At 54.6% G+C, this 13,805-nt stretch carries 13 protein-coding genes; 6 read left to right on the forward strand and 7 right to left on the reverse strand.

What is annotated here, in order from left to right; translation table 11 throughout:
- Window positions 1-42: 42 nt before the first annotated feature.
- The gene (locus CA264_RS14415) at window positions 43-1,041 is read right to left on the reverse strand and encodes a radical SAM protein (RefSeq protein ID WP_025608099.1); all 999 of its coding nucleotides are present in this window, start codon (window positions 1,039-1,041) and stop codon (window positions 43-45) included.
- A 104-nt stretch (window positions 1,042-1,145) separates the two neighbouring features.
- Between CA264_RS14415 and CA264_RS14420 the strand changes: the two genes are divergently transcribed.
- Window positions 1,146-1,565 (forward strand): RidA family protein, encoded by a 420-nt coding sequence (locus CA264_RS14420; protein WP_025608100.1) that lies wholly within the window; start codon window positions 1,146-1,148, stop codon window positions 1,563-1,565.
- Between the two features lie 372 nt (window positions 1,566-1,937).
- Entirely contained in the window at window positions 1,938-2,546 is a 609-nt protein-coding gene (locus tag CA264_RS14425) for a porin family protein (RefSeq protein WP_036776241.1), read from the forward strand.
- A gap of 58 nt (window positions 2,547-2,604) precedes the next feature.
- On the opposite strand, the gene CA264_RS14430 is transcribed toward CA264_RS14425, so the two are convergent.
- Window positions 2,605-4,131: an AbgT family transporter gene (locus CA264_RS14430; protein WP_025608102.1), complete on the reverse strand. Its 1,527-nt coding sequence runs from the start codon at window positions 4,129-4,131 to the stop codon at window positions 2,605-2,607.
- Window positions 4,132-4,326: 195 nt separating this feature from the next.
- On the opposite strand from CA264_RS14430, the gene CA264_RS14435 reads away from it, so the two are divergent.
- Window positions 4,327-5,220 (forward strand): S66 peptidase family protein, encoded by an 894-nt coding sequence (locus tag CA264_RS14435; protein ID WP_025608103.1) that lies wholly within the window; start codon window positions 4,327-4,329, stop codon window positions 5,218-5,220.
- A gap of 70 nt (window positions 5,221-5,290) precedes the next feature.
- Complete coding sequence (locus CA264_RS14440; RefSeq protein ID WP_036776245.1) at window positions 5,291-6,955, forward strand: MutS-related protein; 1,665 nt, start codon at window positions 5,291-5,293, stop codon at window positions 6,953-6,955.
- 18 nt (window positions 6,956-6,973) lie between these two features.
- Here CA264_RS14440 and CA264_RS14445 read toward each other — a convergent pair whose 3' ends face one another.
- Entirely contained in the window at window positions 6,974-7,681 is a 708-nt protein-coding gene (locus CA264_RS14445) for an endonuclease III domain-containing protein (protein WP_025608105.1), read from the reverse strand.
- Between the two features lie 195 nt (window positions 7,682-7,876).
- Here CA264_RS14445 and CA264_RS14450 point away from each other — a divergent pair, with 195 nt between their 5' ends.
- Window positions 7,877-8,569, forward strand: a complete 693-nt coding sequence (locus tag CA264_RS14450) for an MBL fold metallo-hydrolase (RefSeq protein WP_025608106.1) — start codon at window positions 7,877-7,879, stop codon at window positions 8,567-8,569.
- A gap of 105 nt (window positions 8,570-8,674) precedes the next feature.
- Window positions 8,675-9,310 (forward strand): DUF2238 domain-containing protein, encoded by a 636-nt coding sequence (locus CA264_RS14455; RefSeq protein WP_025608107.1) that lies wholly within the window; start codon window positions 8,675-8,677, stop codon window positions 9,308-9,310.
- A gap of 318 nt (window positions 9,311-9,628) precedes the next feature.
- Here CA264_RS14455 and CA264_RS14465 read toward each other — a convergent pair whose 3' ends face one another.
- The 4 genes from CA264_RS14465 to CA264_RS14480 all read right to left on the reverse strand — a co-directional run bounded on the left by CA264_RS14465 (window position 9,629) and on the right by CA264_RS14480 (window position 13,706).
- Window positions 9,629-10,315, reverse strand: a complete 687-nt coding sequence (locus CA264_RS14465; protein ID WP_036776249.1) for a YiaD family glycine zipper/OmpA-like lipoprotein — start codon at window positions 10,313-10,315, stop codon at window positions 9,629-9,631.
- A 315-nt stretch (window positions 10,316-10,630) separates the two neighbouring features.
- Window positions 10,631-11,341: a YiaD family glycine zipper/OmpA-like lipoprotein gene (locus tag CA264_RS14470; protein ID WP_036776787.1), complete on the reverse strand. Its 711-nt coding sequence runs from the start codon at window positions 11,339-11,341 to the stop codon at window positions 10,631-10,633.
- 255 nt (window positions 11,342-11,596) lie between these two features.
- The gene (gene accD / locus CA264_RS14475) at window positions 11,597-12,493 is read right to left on the reverse strand and encodes an acetyl-CoA carboxylase, carboxyltransferase subunit beta (RefSeq protein WP_025608111.1); all 897 of its coding nucleotides are present in this window, start codon (window positions 12,491-12,493) and stop codon (window positions 11,597-11,599) included.
- Window positions 12,494-12,647: 154 nt separating this feature from the next.
- A complete protein-coding gene (locus tag CA264_RS14480; RefSeq protein ID WP_036776254.1) occupies window positions 12,648-13,706 on the reverse strand; it encodes a class I fructose-bisphosphate aldolase in 1,059 nt (352 codons plus the stop codon).
- Window positions 13,707-13,805 lie beyond the last annotated feature (99 nt).

A 13,805-nucleotide genomic window follows, 5' to 3' on the forward strand; every position in this document is an offset into this window, starting at 1 on the left:
TCTTTAAATTGAATAACTAAATTATGAATGATAGAATAAAAGCTAGTTGATCAATGAGCTGTTTGGGAGCAGCCGCTTCCAGGTGCCTTTCAGGTAGTTATACTTGATGGTGCTGGGCAGGGCCTTCCAAAAGTATTTGTTTACTTCTACAGCAAAGCTGGGCTGCATGTAGCAGTTTATGGTACAGCCCTCGCAGGCCGGAAGCCTGCCCTCCTGCCGCTTCAGCTCCTCCACCTCCTGGCTTCGGTAAAGCTCGTAGAGGTTCCCCCGGATAGGGTAGCTCTTAGAGCCCAGGTGGTAGCAAGGCAGCACCAGCTCGTTCTCCGGAGAGATAACGAGGGTGGTGCTGGCGGCTTTGCACACCGGCTTCTCCACTTTGTTGCCGCCATCCAGGCGCAGCTGCACGAAACCCTCGTTCAGGTATACTTGCCGGCGCTTGCCAAAGTCGCTCAGGTAGCGCAGCTCCTGCTCCGTCAGCTGCTCTCCGGTTGCTACCTCGTTATACTCAAAAGCCGGGTTTATGATCAGCACCAGCTTGTTCGGCAGTATGATCTTCTGGTACACCTCCTCCAGCTGGTGCAGGTTGTGGCGGAACACCGTGAACAGAATGTCCGGCCGCTCCCCCAGTCTGCGCGCCACCTCTATCGACTCCATCACAAAATCGTAACAGGCCACCCCGCGCCCCGTGTCGTGCTCCTGCTTGTCGGCAGAGTCCAGGGAAAAGTGGAGCATGTCGATTTTCCCCTGGAGGCGCTCGGCCAGTTTCGGGTAAAGCATGCCATTGGTGGTGAGCGTGGTGATAAAGCCCATCTCATGCGCCATGCCCAGCATCTGGTCTATCTGGCGATGCAGCAGCGGCTCGCCACCGGTAAAGTCGATCACCTCCACCCCCAGCCGCTTCAGGTCGCGGAGGTTCTGCGCCACATCCTCCAAGGTGATGTAAGGCGAAGGCCGCTCCCATATATCACAGAACGAGCACTTTGCGTTACAACGATAGGTAACGTAATAGTTGCAAAGTACCGGTTTAGACCTAATGCGCATGCTTCGGGGATAGTGAACTCAAAGTTATGAAGTATGATTGGGAAATAAAGAGAAAGATTCTCCCGCTTCCGGTTATCTTTAAGTACGAGCAAAATACGACAGCTATGAAAAGAAAAAACATTTCGTCCGGAGCCTTGTGGGAAGACAGGGTAGGCTACAGCCGCGCCGTTCGGGTTGGCCACACCATCGAGGTTGCCGGCACCACCGCCACCAGGGGCGATGAAGTGGTAGGCAAAGGCAGCCCATACGAGCAGGCTAAGTACATTTTAGAAAAGATTGAGCAGGCACTGCAGCAGGCCGGGGCCTCGCTACAGCACGTGGTGCGCACCCGCATCTACGTAACCGACATCAAAAACTGGGAAGAGGTGGGGCGTGCGCACCACCAGGTGTTTCAGGACATAAAGCCAGCCTCCACCCTGGTGCAGGTGGCGGCGCTCATTAACCCGGAGCACCTGGTGGAGATAGAGGCCACAGCCCTGCTCAGCACCGACGAGGCACCCTCGCCACCCGCCACAGCCCCGTAAAGCCAGGCCTAGACGTTGCCTCGCCGCCGCTGCGCCAGCACCGGGAGCCGTGCCCGGGTTGCCTCCACGCTATCCTGTTTCATCGGTTACACCCACCGGTTTGTCTACATAATCAGGAATATTGTGCCATCTAGAGGGCTATTCGTCTAAAACTGCTTTATGTTCTAACATTAATGCGTACTTTTGCACCACTACGCCAATGGGACCGTTTGTTTAAGGTGAGATGTAAATAGTATGGATCCCTACAAAACTACTACCTATAATAGATATTGACAGAAGCCGCGTTCTTTGGACGCGGCTTCTGCATTTGTACACTAACTCCTGCCCTTCCTTCGTTTTAGCAGACAGCAGCACCGCAATACAACTAAGACTATGGGAAAAATACTTTTAACTTCGATGATGGTGTTGGCATGGGGCGTGGCTGCCCAGGCGCAGACTTTTGTGGCTGGCGTAAAGGCAGGGGCAAGCTCCTCGCACGTAAAGCTGCGCGACCTGCAGAACGACCCGTTACAGTACGCGAAGGCAGATAAAATCACGGGCTATCACGTGGGCGCCTTTGCCCGCCTGCAGGTACTCGGCGTACTGCTGCAGCCGGAGCTCCTGCTCTCCTCCTCCGGCGGGAAAGTGGAGGTAACCGACAGCCAGAACAGCACAAACCTTTACATAGAGAAGTTCCGCTTTACCCGGATGGATGTGCCCCTACTGCTGGGCTACAACTTCCTGAAAGTGGCGCGGGTACAGGCCGGGCCGGTAGCCTCTACCCTGCTGAGTGCCAAGCAGGACGGCCACGACATAGAGGACTATTTTGCTAACTCCGACTGGGGCTACCAGGCGGGCGTGGGGGTAGATATCTGGAACCTGACCCTGGATGTGCGCTATGAGCACATCAACCGCAAGTATACCAACACCTCGCAGCAAAGCAGCGGGAAGGTAAAAAACGAGCAGCTTCTGGTGAGCCTTGGCTTTAAGCTGCTCAAATAACAGAAAAGCCGCAGGAACGAATGCTCCTGCGGCTTTTTATACTTCCGAATTGTAGTGCTTACGGCATGTACAGGTTTGCACCAGGGCCGATCGGCAGGTCGAGCAAGATCCAGATAATGAACAGCACAATCCAGCCAATCAAGAAAGCCACAGAGTACGGCAGCATGGTAGAGATAACCGTACCGATGCCCGCCTTTTTATCATACCGCTGTATAAAGGCCACGATCAGCGCGAAGTAGGACATCATCGGCGAAATGATGTTCGTAACGCTGTCGCCGATGCGGTAAGCCACCTGCGTAAACTCCGGCGTGTAGCCCAACAGCATAAACATAGGTATAAACACCGGCGCCATAATCGCCCATTTGGCAGAAGCCGAACCCATCACCATGTTGATAGAGGCTGCCACCAGTATAAACATGATCATCAGCGGGATACCGCTCAGGCCAAGGGTTTTCAGGGCATCCGCCCCGTTAATGGCAAGTATAAGGCCCAGGTTGGTCCAGTTAAAGTATGCTACGAACTGGGCCGCAAAGAACACGAGCACGATGTAGGAGCCCAGCGTTTCCATAGACTTGGCCATGCCGCGCATCACGTCGCTGTCGTTCTTAATGGTTCTGGCCCCAATGCCGTAGGCGATGCCCGCCACACCTGCCAGAAGAAAGATGAAAGCCACAATACCCGACATAAACGGCGAGTGCAGAATCTCATTCGTTTCCGGGTCGCGGAGGTAGCCGTACTCCGGAATCAGGCCGCCAAGTATAAACGCCACCATCAGCAGGATGGCAATGGTTGCGTACAGCAGGCCACGCTTCTCCTGGGCGTTCAGGCGGTCGATGCTCTGCGGCTTCTCCTCTCCCTCGTACTCTCCCAGCCTTGGGATCACCACCCGCTCCGTTACCCAGGTGCCCAGGGCCGCAATCAGAAAGGTAGACACAAACATGAAGTAATAGTTCGCCGCAGGGTTTACGGCATAGGCCGGATCTATGATCCGGGCCGCCTCCGTAGACAGGCCCGCCAAAAGCGGATCGACGGTGCCGAGCAGCAGGTTAGCGCTGTAGCCGCCAGAGACACCGGCAAAAGCCGCTGCCAGGCCAGCCAGCGGGTGCCGGCCCGCCGCCAGGAAGATAACTGCCGCCAAAGGCACCAGCAGCACATAGCCTACCTCAGAGGCCGTGTTGGAGATAACGCCCGCAAAAACGATCACAAAGGTGAGCAGGCGCTTTGGCGACGACAGCACCACCAGGCGCAGCACGGCCCCGATCAGCCCTGTGCCCTCCGCAATACCGATACCGAGCAACGACACCAGCACCGTGCCCAGCGGCGCGAAGCCGGTAAAGTTGGTCACCATGCGGGTCAGGATCATGTGAAGGCCTTCAGTGGAAAGCAGGTTGAAGGGCGTTACCGTCTCGCCTGTGCCAGGGTGCGTTACGGCCATATCGAACTGGCTGGCCACCCACGACAGGAGAACGACCAGCAGGGCGAACCCGGCAAATAGTGTAGCAGGGTGCGGCAGGGCATTACCAATGCGCTCCACCACCGACAGGAACTTGTCCACGCCGGATTTCTTTTGTTGTACTTCGGCCATATAAAGGTTAGGTTGATTGCTACGCTCAGCGGTGCGCTTCGGGTGGGGCAGGCGGCAGCGTACAGCACGCCCTTCCTCTTTGCCCTGCACTACCCGCGCCCTGAAAGCGGTGTCCGAAGTTGGCTAAAAAACGCCATGTTCGCAAATTTACCCTAAAACCCATACCTTAGCGTACAGTCAAAAACCAGCATACCAATGATTCCTGCACTTCGCCCCGGCGATAAAATCGCCATCGTTGCCACTGCCCGTAAAATCAGCTTCCCTGAAATAGAGATGGCCGTCCGGACTTTTGAGAGTTGGGGGCTGCAGGTAGTGCTGGGGCAAACGATAGGCGCCAGCTATAACTATTTTGCCGGCGACGATGCCCTGCGCCTGCAGGACCTGCAGCAGATGCTGGACGACGAAAGTATAAAGGCGATCGTTTGCGCCCGCGGAGGCTACGGCACCACCCGCATTATCGACCAGGTGGACTTCACTAAATTTCAGAAGCAACCTAAATGGCTCGTCGGCTTTAGCGATGTAACAGCCCTGCACAGCCACATCCACAACCTCGGCATCGAAAGCATACACGGCATCATGCCGCTGCTCTTCCCCAAGGAGGGTGCAGCAGCCTCTATCGAAACACTCCGCGGCGCCCTGTTCGGCGAGGAGCTCACCTACACAGCCGCGCCCCATCCGTTTAACCGCACGGGCACTGCCACCGGGCAGTTGGTAGGCGGCAACCTGTCGATGCTGCACACCCTCACCGGCACCCGCTCCGATAGCAGCACGGAGGGCAAAATCCTGTTTCTGGAGGACCTGTGCGAGTACCTCTACCACGTAGACCGCATGATGGTGCACCTTGACCGCAGCGGCAAACTTGCGAACCTGGCCGGGCTCATCATCGGCGATATGAGCGACATGAACGACACACCGGTTTCCTTTGTCAAGAACGCCTATGAGATCATACTGGAGCACTCCGGCAAGTACAACTACCCGGTGTGCTACGGCTTCCCGGTAGGCCACGAGCCACTAAACCTGGCACTGATCTGCGGGCGCGAGGCCAAGCTGGAGGTGCGTGAGGAGGGAGCTACACTTTTTTACCTGTAAGCTGCAGCCTCTTTCAGTCTACAAAACAAAGCAGCCAGATGGCCAAACGCGGGTGGTTTAAAGCATGTATATGAGCTTTCTTTGGATTTTACTTCCTGCCCTTGCTTTGCTGTCCCTGCTAGCGTTCTTTTTACGTTACCGGGGCAAGGCAAAAAAGCAACAGGCGGAGCAAGAGATCAGCGCTGGCTGGGCAAAACCCAAGGAAGGGCAGTACTTCAACTTTCACCTGATAGGCCGGTACTTTAAGAACAGAACAAGGCTGGGGGCGGGCTACTTTCAGATCATCTCGCACCAGATAAGCGAAGATTTGTACCTGGATGAAGTGTTTAAGTACATTGACAGAACCACCTCCAGGATCGGGCAGCAGTACCTGTACTATAAACTCCGGGCAGTGGACAGCGATATCGAAAAACTGAAGCGGTTTGACAGGCTGGTAAAGGCCTTTCTGCAGCATGATGCGCAGCGCACCCAGTGCCAGCTTCTGCTGAAGCCCCTGGAGAAAGGCGACTCCTACTACTTTGAGGAAATGCTCCACGGCGAGCCGGTGCAGGCCCCGAAATGGCTGCCGCTAGTCTATGTGCTTTCTTTCGCTGTGCTGGCACTCGCCGTACTTGCCTTTGCTTTCCCCGGCCTGCTGCTCTTTCTGCTGCCCCTGTTTATCGTTAACCTGCTAGTGCACTACTGGAACAAAGAGAACATTAACTACTACCTTATTGCCCTAAGCGAGTTTGACAAGGCTTACACGGCAGCTGGAAAACTACAGGAGCAAACCATAGTAAAGGAGCATGGTGCCAGCAGCGACTTTTTGCAGGCGCTTACACCGCTAAAGAAAAAGATGAGGTGGGTAAACTTCAGCAGCCAGTTCGAGAGCGACAGCACCTCCATATTCTATGCGCTGTTCGAGCTCCTCAAAATAGCTTTTAACCTGGAGATACTCTTCTTCTTTAGCCTGACGAGAAGTATAAAAGCAAAAGCGGCCCCACTTAATGAGCTGTTTGTGTTTATCGGGCAGCTGGATGCGGCCATCTCTACGGCCTCGCTGCGGGCGGGCCTGCCGGTGTGCTGCACGCCAACGTTCTGCCCTCCCAAGCAGCTCAACGTGAGCGGCCTCAGGCACCCGCTTCTCAAGGACTGCATCCCGAACGATTTACGGCTTTCCCGGAAGAGCCTGCTACTGACGGGCTCAAACATGTCCGGCAAAACGACCTTTATCAGGGCGGTCGGGTTAAACATGCTCTTAGCCCAGACGCTCTACTGCTGCACGGCCGAACGCTTTGAGGCCCCTTTCTCGAAGATTCATACTTCCATCAACATAACGGATGACCTGCTTTCGGAGAAGAGTTATTATTTTGAGGAGGTGACAACGATCAAAGCCTTCCTGGAGTGCTCCCAGCAAACCGAGCCGGCCCTCTTTATCCTCGACGAAATATTTAAAGGCACTAACACCGTGGAGCGCATCGCGGGCGGAAAGGCTATTCTGTCGTACCTGGCCAAGGGCAACCATCTGGTGCTGGTGTCGACGCACGATACAGAGCTGACAGCGTTGCTAACGGAGGAGTTTGCCCTGCATCACTTCTCAGAGTCAGTGCAGGGGACAGCGCTTTTGTTCGACCACAAGATCAAGCCGGGCCCGCTTACCACCAGAAACGCCATCAAAATTCTGGAGATGAGCCACTACCCCGAAGAGATCATAGCCGAGGCAAACCGCGTTATTGGTGCAATGGAAAGAGGGTAGCCGCAAGCGGCACTTCTTTTATGTGGCCTTGTCTATACCCTTCTCCCGCACATCCTGGTAATAGTTACAGATGCTGTTGAGCACACACTGCGCGCATTTGGGGCTGTAGAAGGTGCAGATGCGCTGCCCGTGGCGCAGCATGTGGATGTGGAAGTTGTAAAGCTCGACGGGCTCCCGGGGCAGCATCTCCAGCAGCAGGCCGTGTGCCTTGCCTGCCGTCACCTCTGCCCCCAGCAGCCCTACCCGCTGGCTTATCCGCAGCACGTGCGTGTCCACGGGCATCACCGGCTTTTTAAAGTTGAAAAGCAGCAGCAGTGTGGCTGTCTTCAGGCCGACACCCGGGAGCTTTGTGAGCCAGTCCACGGCCTCTTCCACGGGCATGTCGGCCAGAAAGTCGATGCTGACCTCTCCCCGCTCCTCTTTAATGATCCGCAGCGTTTCCTGTATCTGCGGCACCTTCTGCCCCGGGTAGCGTGTGGTTGCGATAGCATCTACCAGTTCCTCGAAAGGGGCATTCATCACCCCCTCCCAATCCCCAAAGCGCTCCAGCATGGTGTAGTAGGCTTTCTCCTCGTCTTTATGGTTGGTGCGGTGCGAGAGCATGGTGGAGATGAGCTCGTGCATGGGCTCCCGCCTGCTCTCCAGTTTCAGGCGCTCATAGGCTTGGTTTAGCAGCTCGTGGGTCAGCAGCGCTTTCTCCTTCGCAGGCAGTTCATGGGCATCCATAGGCTTTGCTTTCGTCAGGTTTATCTCTACGGTGCACAAAAGGGTTCTGTTAGCGCGCCCGGTTCCACAACGGAAGGGGCAAAACCGCTGTTTAAACTAAGAATATGAAGCTCCAGCGCTTTCCAGACAACTATTTTATCTGTATAACGCTATACTTTTTGTTATAACGCTTAGCTGTTGCTTGCTCACAAGTTTATGAAGATTAAGTTTTTAGGTACCGGCGGTGCTTTCGACACCGACTATCTCAACTCTGCGGCGCTGCTGGAGTTCAGAGGCATGAACCTGCTGCTCGACTGCGGCTTTACCGTTTTCCCCGCGCTTATGCGAAAGAACCTGGTGCAGAAAGTAGACCACATCCTTCTCACGCACCTGCACAACGACCACAGCGGCAGCCTGGCAAACCTGCTGCTGTACAAAAGCATCGTGGAGCAGTCTCCAAAACCGGTCATACTTTACCCTTCTGAGCAGTTTAAGCAGCAGCTGTTTAAGTTTCTGGAGATACAGGTGAAAGACCCTGAAAAGTACGCCGAGTTCGTGCCACTGGAGCAGTTCGAGGGCATTTCCTGCATAGACACCTACGGGCAGCACTCGGAAGGCATGCAGACCTACGCCTACATCTTCGACAACGACACCATGCGCATCGCTTACTCCGGCGATCTGGCCCGCCCGGAAGCGCTCTTTGACCGGCTCGCGAAAATGGCAGAGAAAAAGACCTGCGTCTTCCACGACATCACCTTTAACCCAGAGAACAAGGGCCACACGTACTATAAAAAACTGCTGCCGTACATGAACGGGGTGGAGATTTTCGGCTATCACTGCGACCCCACCCGCAACCCTTCCGACAACCCCATCCGGCTGGTGTTTTACCAGCATGAGTTCTTAGCCTAGGCAGGGCTTATACTTTAGCCACAGACAGTTCTAAAACCTTTGCCGGTATTCGGAGTTTTAGGAGCGGACCAAAACCTTCTTGCTCTAAGCTCGAGGCACGCAACCATGACCGCCACACCCAACGCCCAAAAGCCGTACCTGAAACAGCCGTTACACATCACGTACAGTGTGCTGTTTCTGGCGTTCTGGGGCTATACAGGCCTTACCACCCCCGACCTGGAGAACTGGCTGCTGGAAAGCACGCTAACGCTTTCGCTCCTTATTTTCCTGGTCGCCTTTTATAACATCTTCCGCTTCTCGGACACCAGCTATACTTTAATCTTCCTGTTCCTGCTACTGCACGTGTACGGCAGCCAGTACCAGTATGCCGATAACCCCTTTGGCGAGTGGCTAAAGGACCGGTACCACCTGGAGCGCAACCACTACGACCGCTTTGTGCACTTTGGCTTCGGTTTGCTGCTGGCATTCCCGATGCATGAGGTGCTGGCCTATGGCTTTAAGGTAAGCCGTTTCCTGAGTTACCTGCTGCCCGTGGAGTTTACCCTTTCGCTCAGCGCGCTGTATGAACTGGTGGAGTGGATTGTGGCCGAGTGGGTCTACGGGGGAGGGGAGCAGGGAATGGATTTCCTGGGGATGCAGGGCGATATTTGGGATGCACAGAAGGATATGGCCCTGGCGTTTACCGGTGCCTTTGCGGTGATGGCCGCAGCGCTTTTGCTGAGGAGGTGGAGGCAAAAGTAGCTCTGGTGGTATGTACGGCACTCCTCTTGCCAAGAGCTCCAACGCAACACCACAGCCGAAAGCGCTCCTCCGCAAAGAAGGCCTTTCCCTAACGTGCCTGAGCAGAAGCCCGAAAGGCACAGCACAGATCGCCAGGGCAGCGCCGGTTAAGGCAGCAAGAGCACCGGGTGTCTACCAGGCCAACAGGCACACGCCTGCATAAGAAAGCCAAAGTTACCGCCCTACACCAACCGGCAGTACCCACAAAAAAACCAGCCGCACCCCCGTGCGGCTGGTAAAAATCACCAATTATCCAATCAATCTACTACTACTAAACTTTTATAGATCTCCGCGCTCTGCGGCTTTCTTCATTTTTTCGTTGGCGTAGATGGCAATCTCTACGCGGCGGTTTTGTCTGCGGCCTTCCGCTGTGCTGTTATCCGCCACAGGCTGATCATCAGCATACCCCATTGTGCTCATACGGCTGCGATCCACGCCCATAGAGGCCAAGTAATCGGCAACAGACTGTGCACGGCGCTCAGACAGCGGCTGGTTGATCTGACGGGAGCCGGTGTTGTCTGTGTGGCCCTCGATCAGGATGTTGGTATCCGGGTACTTCTTCAGGGTCTGCGCCAGCTGCGAAATCTCTGTTTTCGCGTTTGCCTGCAGCTCCGCAGAGTTAATAGGGTAGAGAATACCGGAGTCGAACGTAATTTTGATACCTTCTCCCACACGCTCTACGTTAGCGCCTTCCAGGTCGCGGCGAAGTTCCTCGGCCTGCTTGTCCATGCGGCGGCCGATCACAGCACCTGCCGTACCGCCCACAGCTGCACCTATAATGGCGCCAGCGGCTGTGTTACCGGCTATTTTACCTACTACACCCCCTACCACGGCACCGGAACCGGCACCAATAATGCCGCCTTTGGCTGTTTTACTCATGCCGCCGCCATTCTGGGAGCTGGCACATGAGGAAAGGAACACTGCGATAAGGGCAATTATGGATAGACTTATTCTAAAATTCTTCATAGTTCTCGTTTTTAAATCTTCTTTTAAGGAATCCGAAGATTCTGACACTTGTACTCCATATATTGCGCAAATGTTATATTAAATTCCCTACAACATTTTGCACTGGCTTCATGCCACATCTCCAGACCCGCACTAATACCTGATCACAAGCATCTTACACTTAAGCCTAAGTATAAAACACATTAATTTTTAAGTATAAACGACATTCTCCGGATCGAGTTATAAAAGTGCCCCTATCTGTTTAAAAGGCCCCAAAAACAGCAGCGCCTGCCCCTTTGCAGAGGCAGGCGCTGTAGGCTGTATGTAAAAGGCAGCTTATTTCAGTTCACCGTTTTCGGCGGCTTGCTTCAGCTCCTCGTTCGCCACGATAATGATTTCCACGCGGCGGTTTTGCTTGCGGCCCTCTACCGTGCTGTTGTCAGCGATAGGCTGGTCGTAGCTATAGCCCTTGGCCTGCAGGCGCGAACCGGCCACACCCAGGCTGCGCGCATAGGAGGCCACCGCCTCGGCGCGGCGCTCAGACAGCTTCTGGTTCAGCTCATAAGAGCCGGTGTTGTCTGTGTGCCCTTCAATGATCACGTTTGTACCCTGGTAGTCCTGAAGCGTTTTGGCGAGCTTCTGGATGTCCTGCTTGGCAGTGGCGCTTAGTTCGGCAGAGTTAACCGCGAAAAGTATACCTGAGTCAAAGTTTACACGGATGGCTTCGCCCACACGCTCCACATTGGCGTTCTCCATAGACTTCTCCAGCTCCTCGGCCTGCTTGTCCATGCGGCGGCCGATCACGGCGCCGGTAGCACCACCCACGGCTGCACCCACAATGGCGCCGGCCGCTGTGTTGCCCAGCCTGTTACCTATCAGGCCACCCAACACGGCACCGCCACCGGCACCAATCAGGCCGCCTTTCGTGGTTTTGGACATGCCCTGCTTTTCACCGGTCTTGGCCTGGGTGGTAGTTTGGGTATTACCTGAGCCAGCCACTGGTGCTGTTGTCTGGCAAGATGAGAACAGCAAAGTAGCAGCCAGCATAGAGCTCAGGGATAGTTTGATAAATTTCATGGTAGTAGAGTTTGGTAAATGTTTTTAGTTTAAAGTTGATGTCTCGGGCACGGTTCTTTTTCATGCTTACCACAGCAAACGCAAGTCCTGTGCCAAAACGTATGGCAAGCTCCGTAAAATATTTTAAACTGAATATATTTAGGAAAACTATTCTTAGGCCAGGGCAATAAAAAAGCCTGCTGGCTTATGGCAGCAGGCTTTTTTCACTTCATCAGGGCAACGTTTTTATGATGCCTTTGCTACTTTTTTTGCCTTAGGGGCAGTGGTTATATCCTGTGGCAACAGCACCATGCTCAGCAGTTCGCTCAGCTTGTTCTTCAGTTGCTTGCGGTCTACGATAAAGTCCAGGAAGCCGTGCTCCAGCACAAACTCAGCGCTCTGGAAGCCTTTTGGCAGGTCTTTCCCGATGGTTTCTTTGATAACGCGCGGCCCGGCGAAACCGATCAGCGCGCCCGGCTCAGCAATGTTAAAATCGCCCAGCATGGCGTAGGAGGCCGTTACCCCACCGGTAGTCGGGTCTGTCAGCAACGAGATGTAAGGCAGTTTCTCCTCGCTCAGCAGTGCCAGCTTTGCAGAGGTCTTGGCCATCTGCATCAGCGAGAAACCGGCCTCCATCATCCGCGCACCGCCTGACTTGGATATCATCAGGAAAGGCGTGCGTGTTTTACGGGCATGGTCTATGGCACGGGCTATCTTTTCGCCTACCACCGAGCCCATAGAGCCGCCGATAAAGGCGAAGTCCATACAGGCGATGGTAATGTTCTGCCCGTTTATCTTACCGTAAGCAGAGCGCACGGCATCTTTCAGGCCGGTGGCCTTCTGGGTGGAGGCAATGCGCTGCGGGTATGGCTTTGAGTCCACGAAGTTAAGCGGGTCGCCTGAGGTCAGGTTTTCGTCCAGCTCCGTAAAGTCGTTATCATCAAACAAAATAGCGAAGTACTCTTTGGAACCAATGCGGTCGTGGTAGTCGCACTGCACGCAGGTGTTCAGGTTCTTGCGGTGCTCGGCCATACTTGTCACGGTTTTGCAGTTCGGGCACTTGTACCACAATCCGTCTGGGGTTTCCTTCTTTTGCTCCGTTGGCGTCTGGATTCCTTTATCTGCTCTTTTAAACCAAGGCATCATAGTTATCAGCGTGCTTTCCGCACTTTTTAGTTAATGGGCACTCTGCCACAAGGCAAGGTACAAAAATAAGTGGCCTGCCCCAGCCACCCTGTAAGGATGTTAGCTAAAGCAGGCCACAAAAATATGTAATAATCAGCAGTTGTGCTACAAATTACGCTACAGTAATCTCGTTTGCCAGATATACGTCCTGAATTGCGTTCAGCAGCTCCACGCCAACCTTCATGTCTTTCTGGAAAGCCTTGCGGCCCGAGATCAGTCCCATGCCGCCTGCGCGCTTATTTATCACCGCCGTACGCACCGCGTCCGCCAGGTCAGACTCGCCTTTAGACTCGCCGCCGGAGTTGATCAGGCCGGCACGGCCCATGTAGCAGTTGGCCACCTGGTAGCGGCACAGGTCAATCGGGTTATCGCTGGAGAGCTCCGAATACATTTTCTCATTCGTCTTGCCGAAGCCGATGGCCTTAAAGCCGCCGTTGTTCTCCGGAAGCTTCTGTTTGATGATGTCGGCCTGTATGGTTACCCCCAGGTGGTTGGCCTGGCCAGTCAGGTCGGCGGCCACGTGGTAGTCGGTGCCGTCTTTCTTAAAGGCGTTGTTGCGGGTATAGCACCACAGGATGGTGGCCATACCTAACTCATGGGCGCGCTCAAAAGCCTCGGCCACCTCCATTATCTGGCGGGTAGACTCCTCTGACCCAAAGTATATGGTGGCTCCCACAGCCGTTGCGCCCAGGTTCCAGGCCTCGTCAACGGAGCCGAACATGATCTGGTCATACTTGTTTGGGTAGGTCATCAGCTCGTTGTGGTTGATCTTTACCACAAACGGGATCTTGTGCGCATACTTCCGCGACATCATGGCCAGGTTACCGAAGGTAGTAGCCACCGCGTTGCAGCCGCCTTCCATCGCCAGCTTAATGATGTTCTCCGGGTCGAAGTAGATTGGGTTTGGCGCAAAGGAGGCACCGGCCGTATGCTCAATGCCCTGGTCTACGGGCAGGATGGACAGGTAGCCCGTACCTCCCAGGCGGCCGTGGTCGTAGAGCTGCTGCAGGCTGCGCATCACCTGCGGGCTGCGGTTCGACTGGGCGAAGATCCTATCCACGAAGTCCGGCCCCGGCAAATGCAGCTGCTCCCTGGCAATAGTTTTACTTTCATACTGCAGCAGGCTCTCTGCTTCAGATCCGAGCATCGAAACGATGTTATCGTAGGTCATTGGGTTGATAGTTTTGGGTAGATACTTAACTGTGTATGGTAAATAAATAGGATACGATACAAATCTACCATTGCAGCAAAGCCTAAAAGGCTTAATGCC

The organism is Pontibacter actiniarum (assembly GCF_003585765.1).
GTDB classification, from domain to species: Bacteria; Bacteroidota; Bacteroidia; order Cytophagales; family Hymenobacteraceae; genus Pontibacter; species Pontibacter actiniarum.

Excerpts from the sequence above, each read along its gene's own strand:
- accD (WP_025608111.1), bottom strand. The coding sequence starts at position 12,493 with ATGCCTTGGTTTAAAAGAGCAGATAAAGGAATCCAGACGCCAACGGAG.
- CA264_RS14465 (WP_036776249.1), bottom strand. The coding sequence starts at position 10,315 with ATGAAGAATTTTAGAATAAGTCTATCCATAATTGCCCTTATCGCAGTG.
- CA264_RS14450 (WP_025608106.1), top strand. The coding sequence starts at position 7,877 with ATGAAGATTAAGTTTTTAGGTACCGGCGGTGCTTTCGACACCGACTAT.
- CA264_RS14415 (WP_025608099.1), bottom strand. The coding sequence starts at position 1,041 with ATGCGCATTAGGTCTAAACCGGTACTTTGCAACTATTACGTTACCTAT.
- CA264_RS14430 (WP_025608102.1), bottom strand. The coding sequence starts at position 4,131 with ATGGCCGAAGTACAACAAAAGAAATCCGGCGTGGACAAGTTCCTGTCG.
- CA264_RS14445 (WP_025608105.1), bottom strand. The coding sequence starts at position 7,681 with ATGGATGCCCATGAACTGCCTGCGAAGGAGAAAGCGCTGCTGACCCAC.
- CA264_RS14435 (WP_025608103.1), top strand. The coding sequence starts at position 4,327 with ATGATTCCTGCACTTCGCCCCGGCGATAAAATCGCCATCGTTGCCACT.
- CA264_RS14470 (WP_036776787.1), bottom strand. The coding sequence starts at position 11,341 with ATGCTGGCTGCTACTTTGCTGTTCTCATCTTGCCAGACAACAGCACCA.
- CA264_RS14420 (WP_025608100.1), top strand. The coding sequence starts at position 1,146 with ATGAAAAGAAAAAACATTTCGTCCGGAGCCTTGTGGGAAGACAGGGTA.
- CA264_RS14480 (WP_036776254.1), bottom strand. The coding sequence starts at position 13,706 with ATGACCTACGATAACATCGTTTCGATGCTCGGATCTGAAGCAGAGAGC.
- CA264_RS14455 (WP_025608107.1), top strand. The coding sequence starts at position 8,675 with ATGACCGCCACACCCAACGCCCAAAAGCCGTACCTGAAACAGCCGTTA.
- CA264_RS14425 (WP_036776241.1), top strand. The coding sequence starts at position 1,938 with ATGGGAAAAATACTTTTAACTTCGATGATGGTGTTGGCATGGGGCGTG.
- CA264_RS14440 (WP_036776245.1), top strand. The coding sequence starts at position 5,291 with ATGAGCTTTCTTTGGATTTTACTTCCTGCCCTTGCTTTGCTGTCCCTG.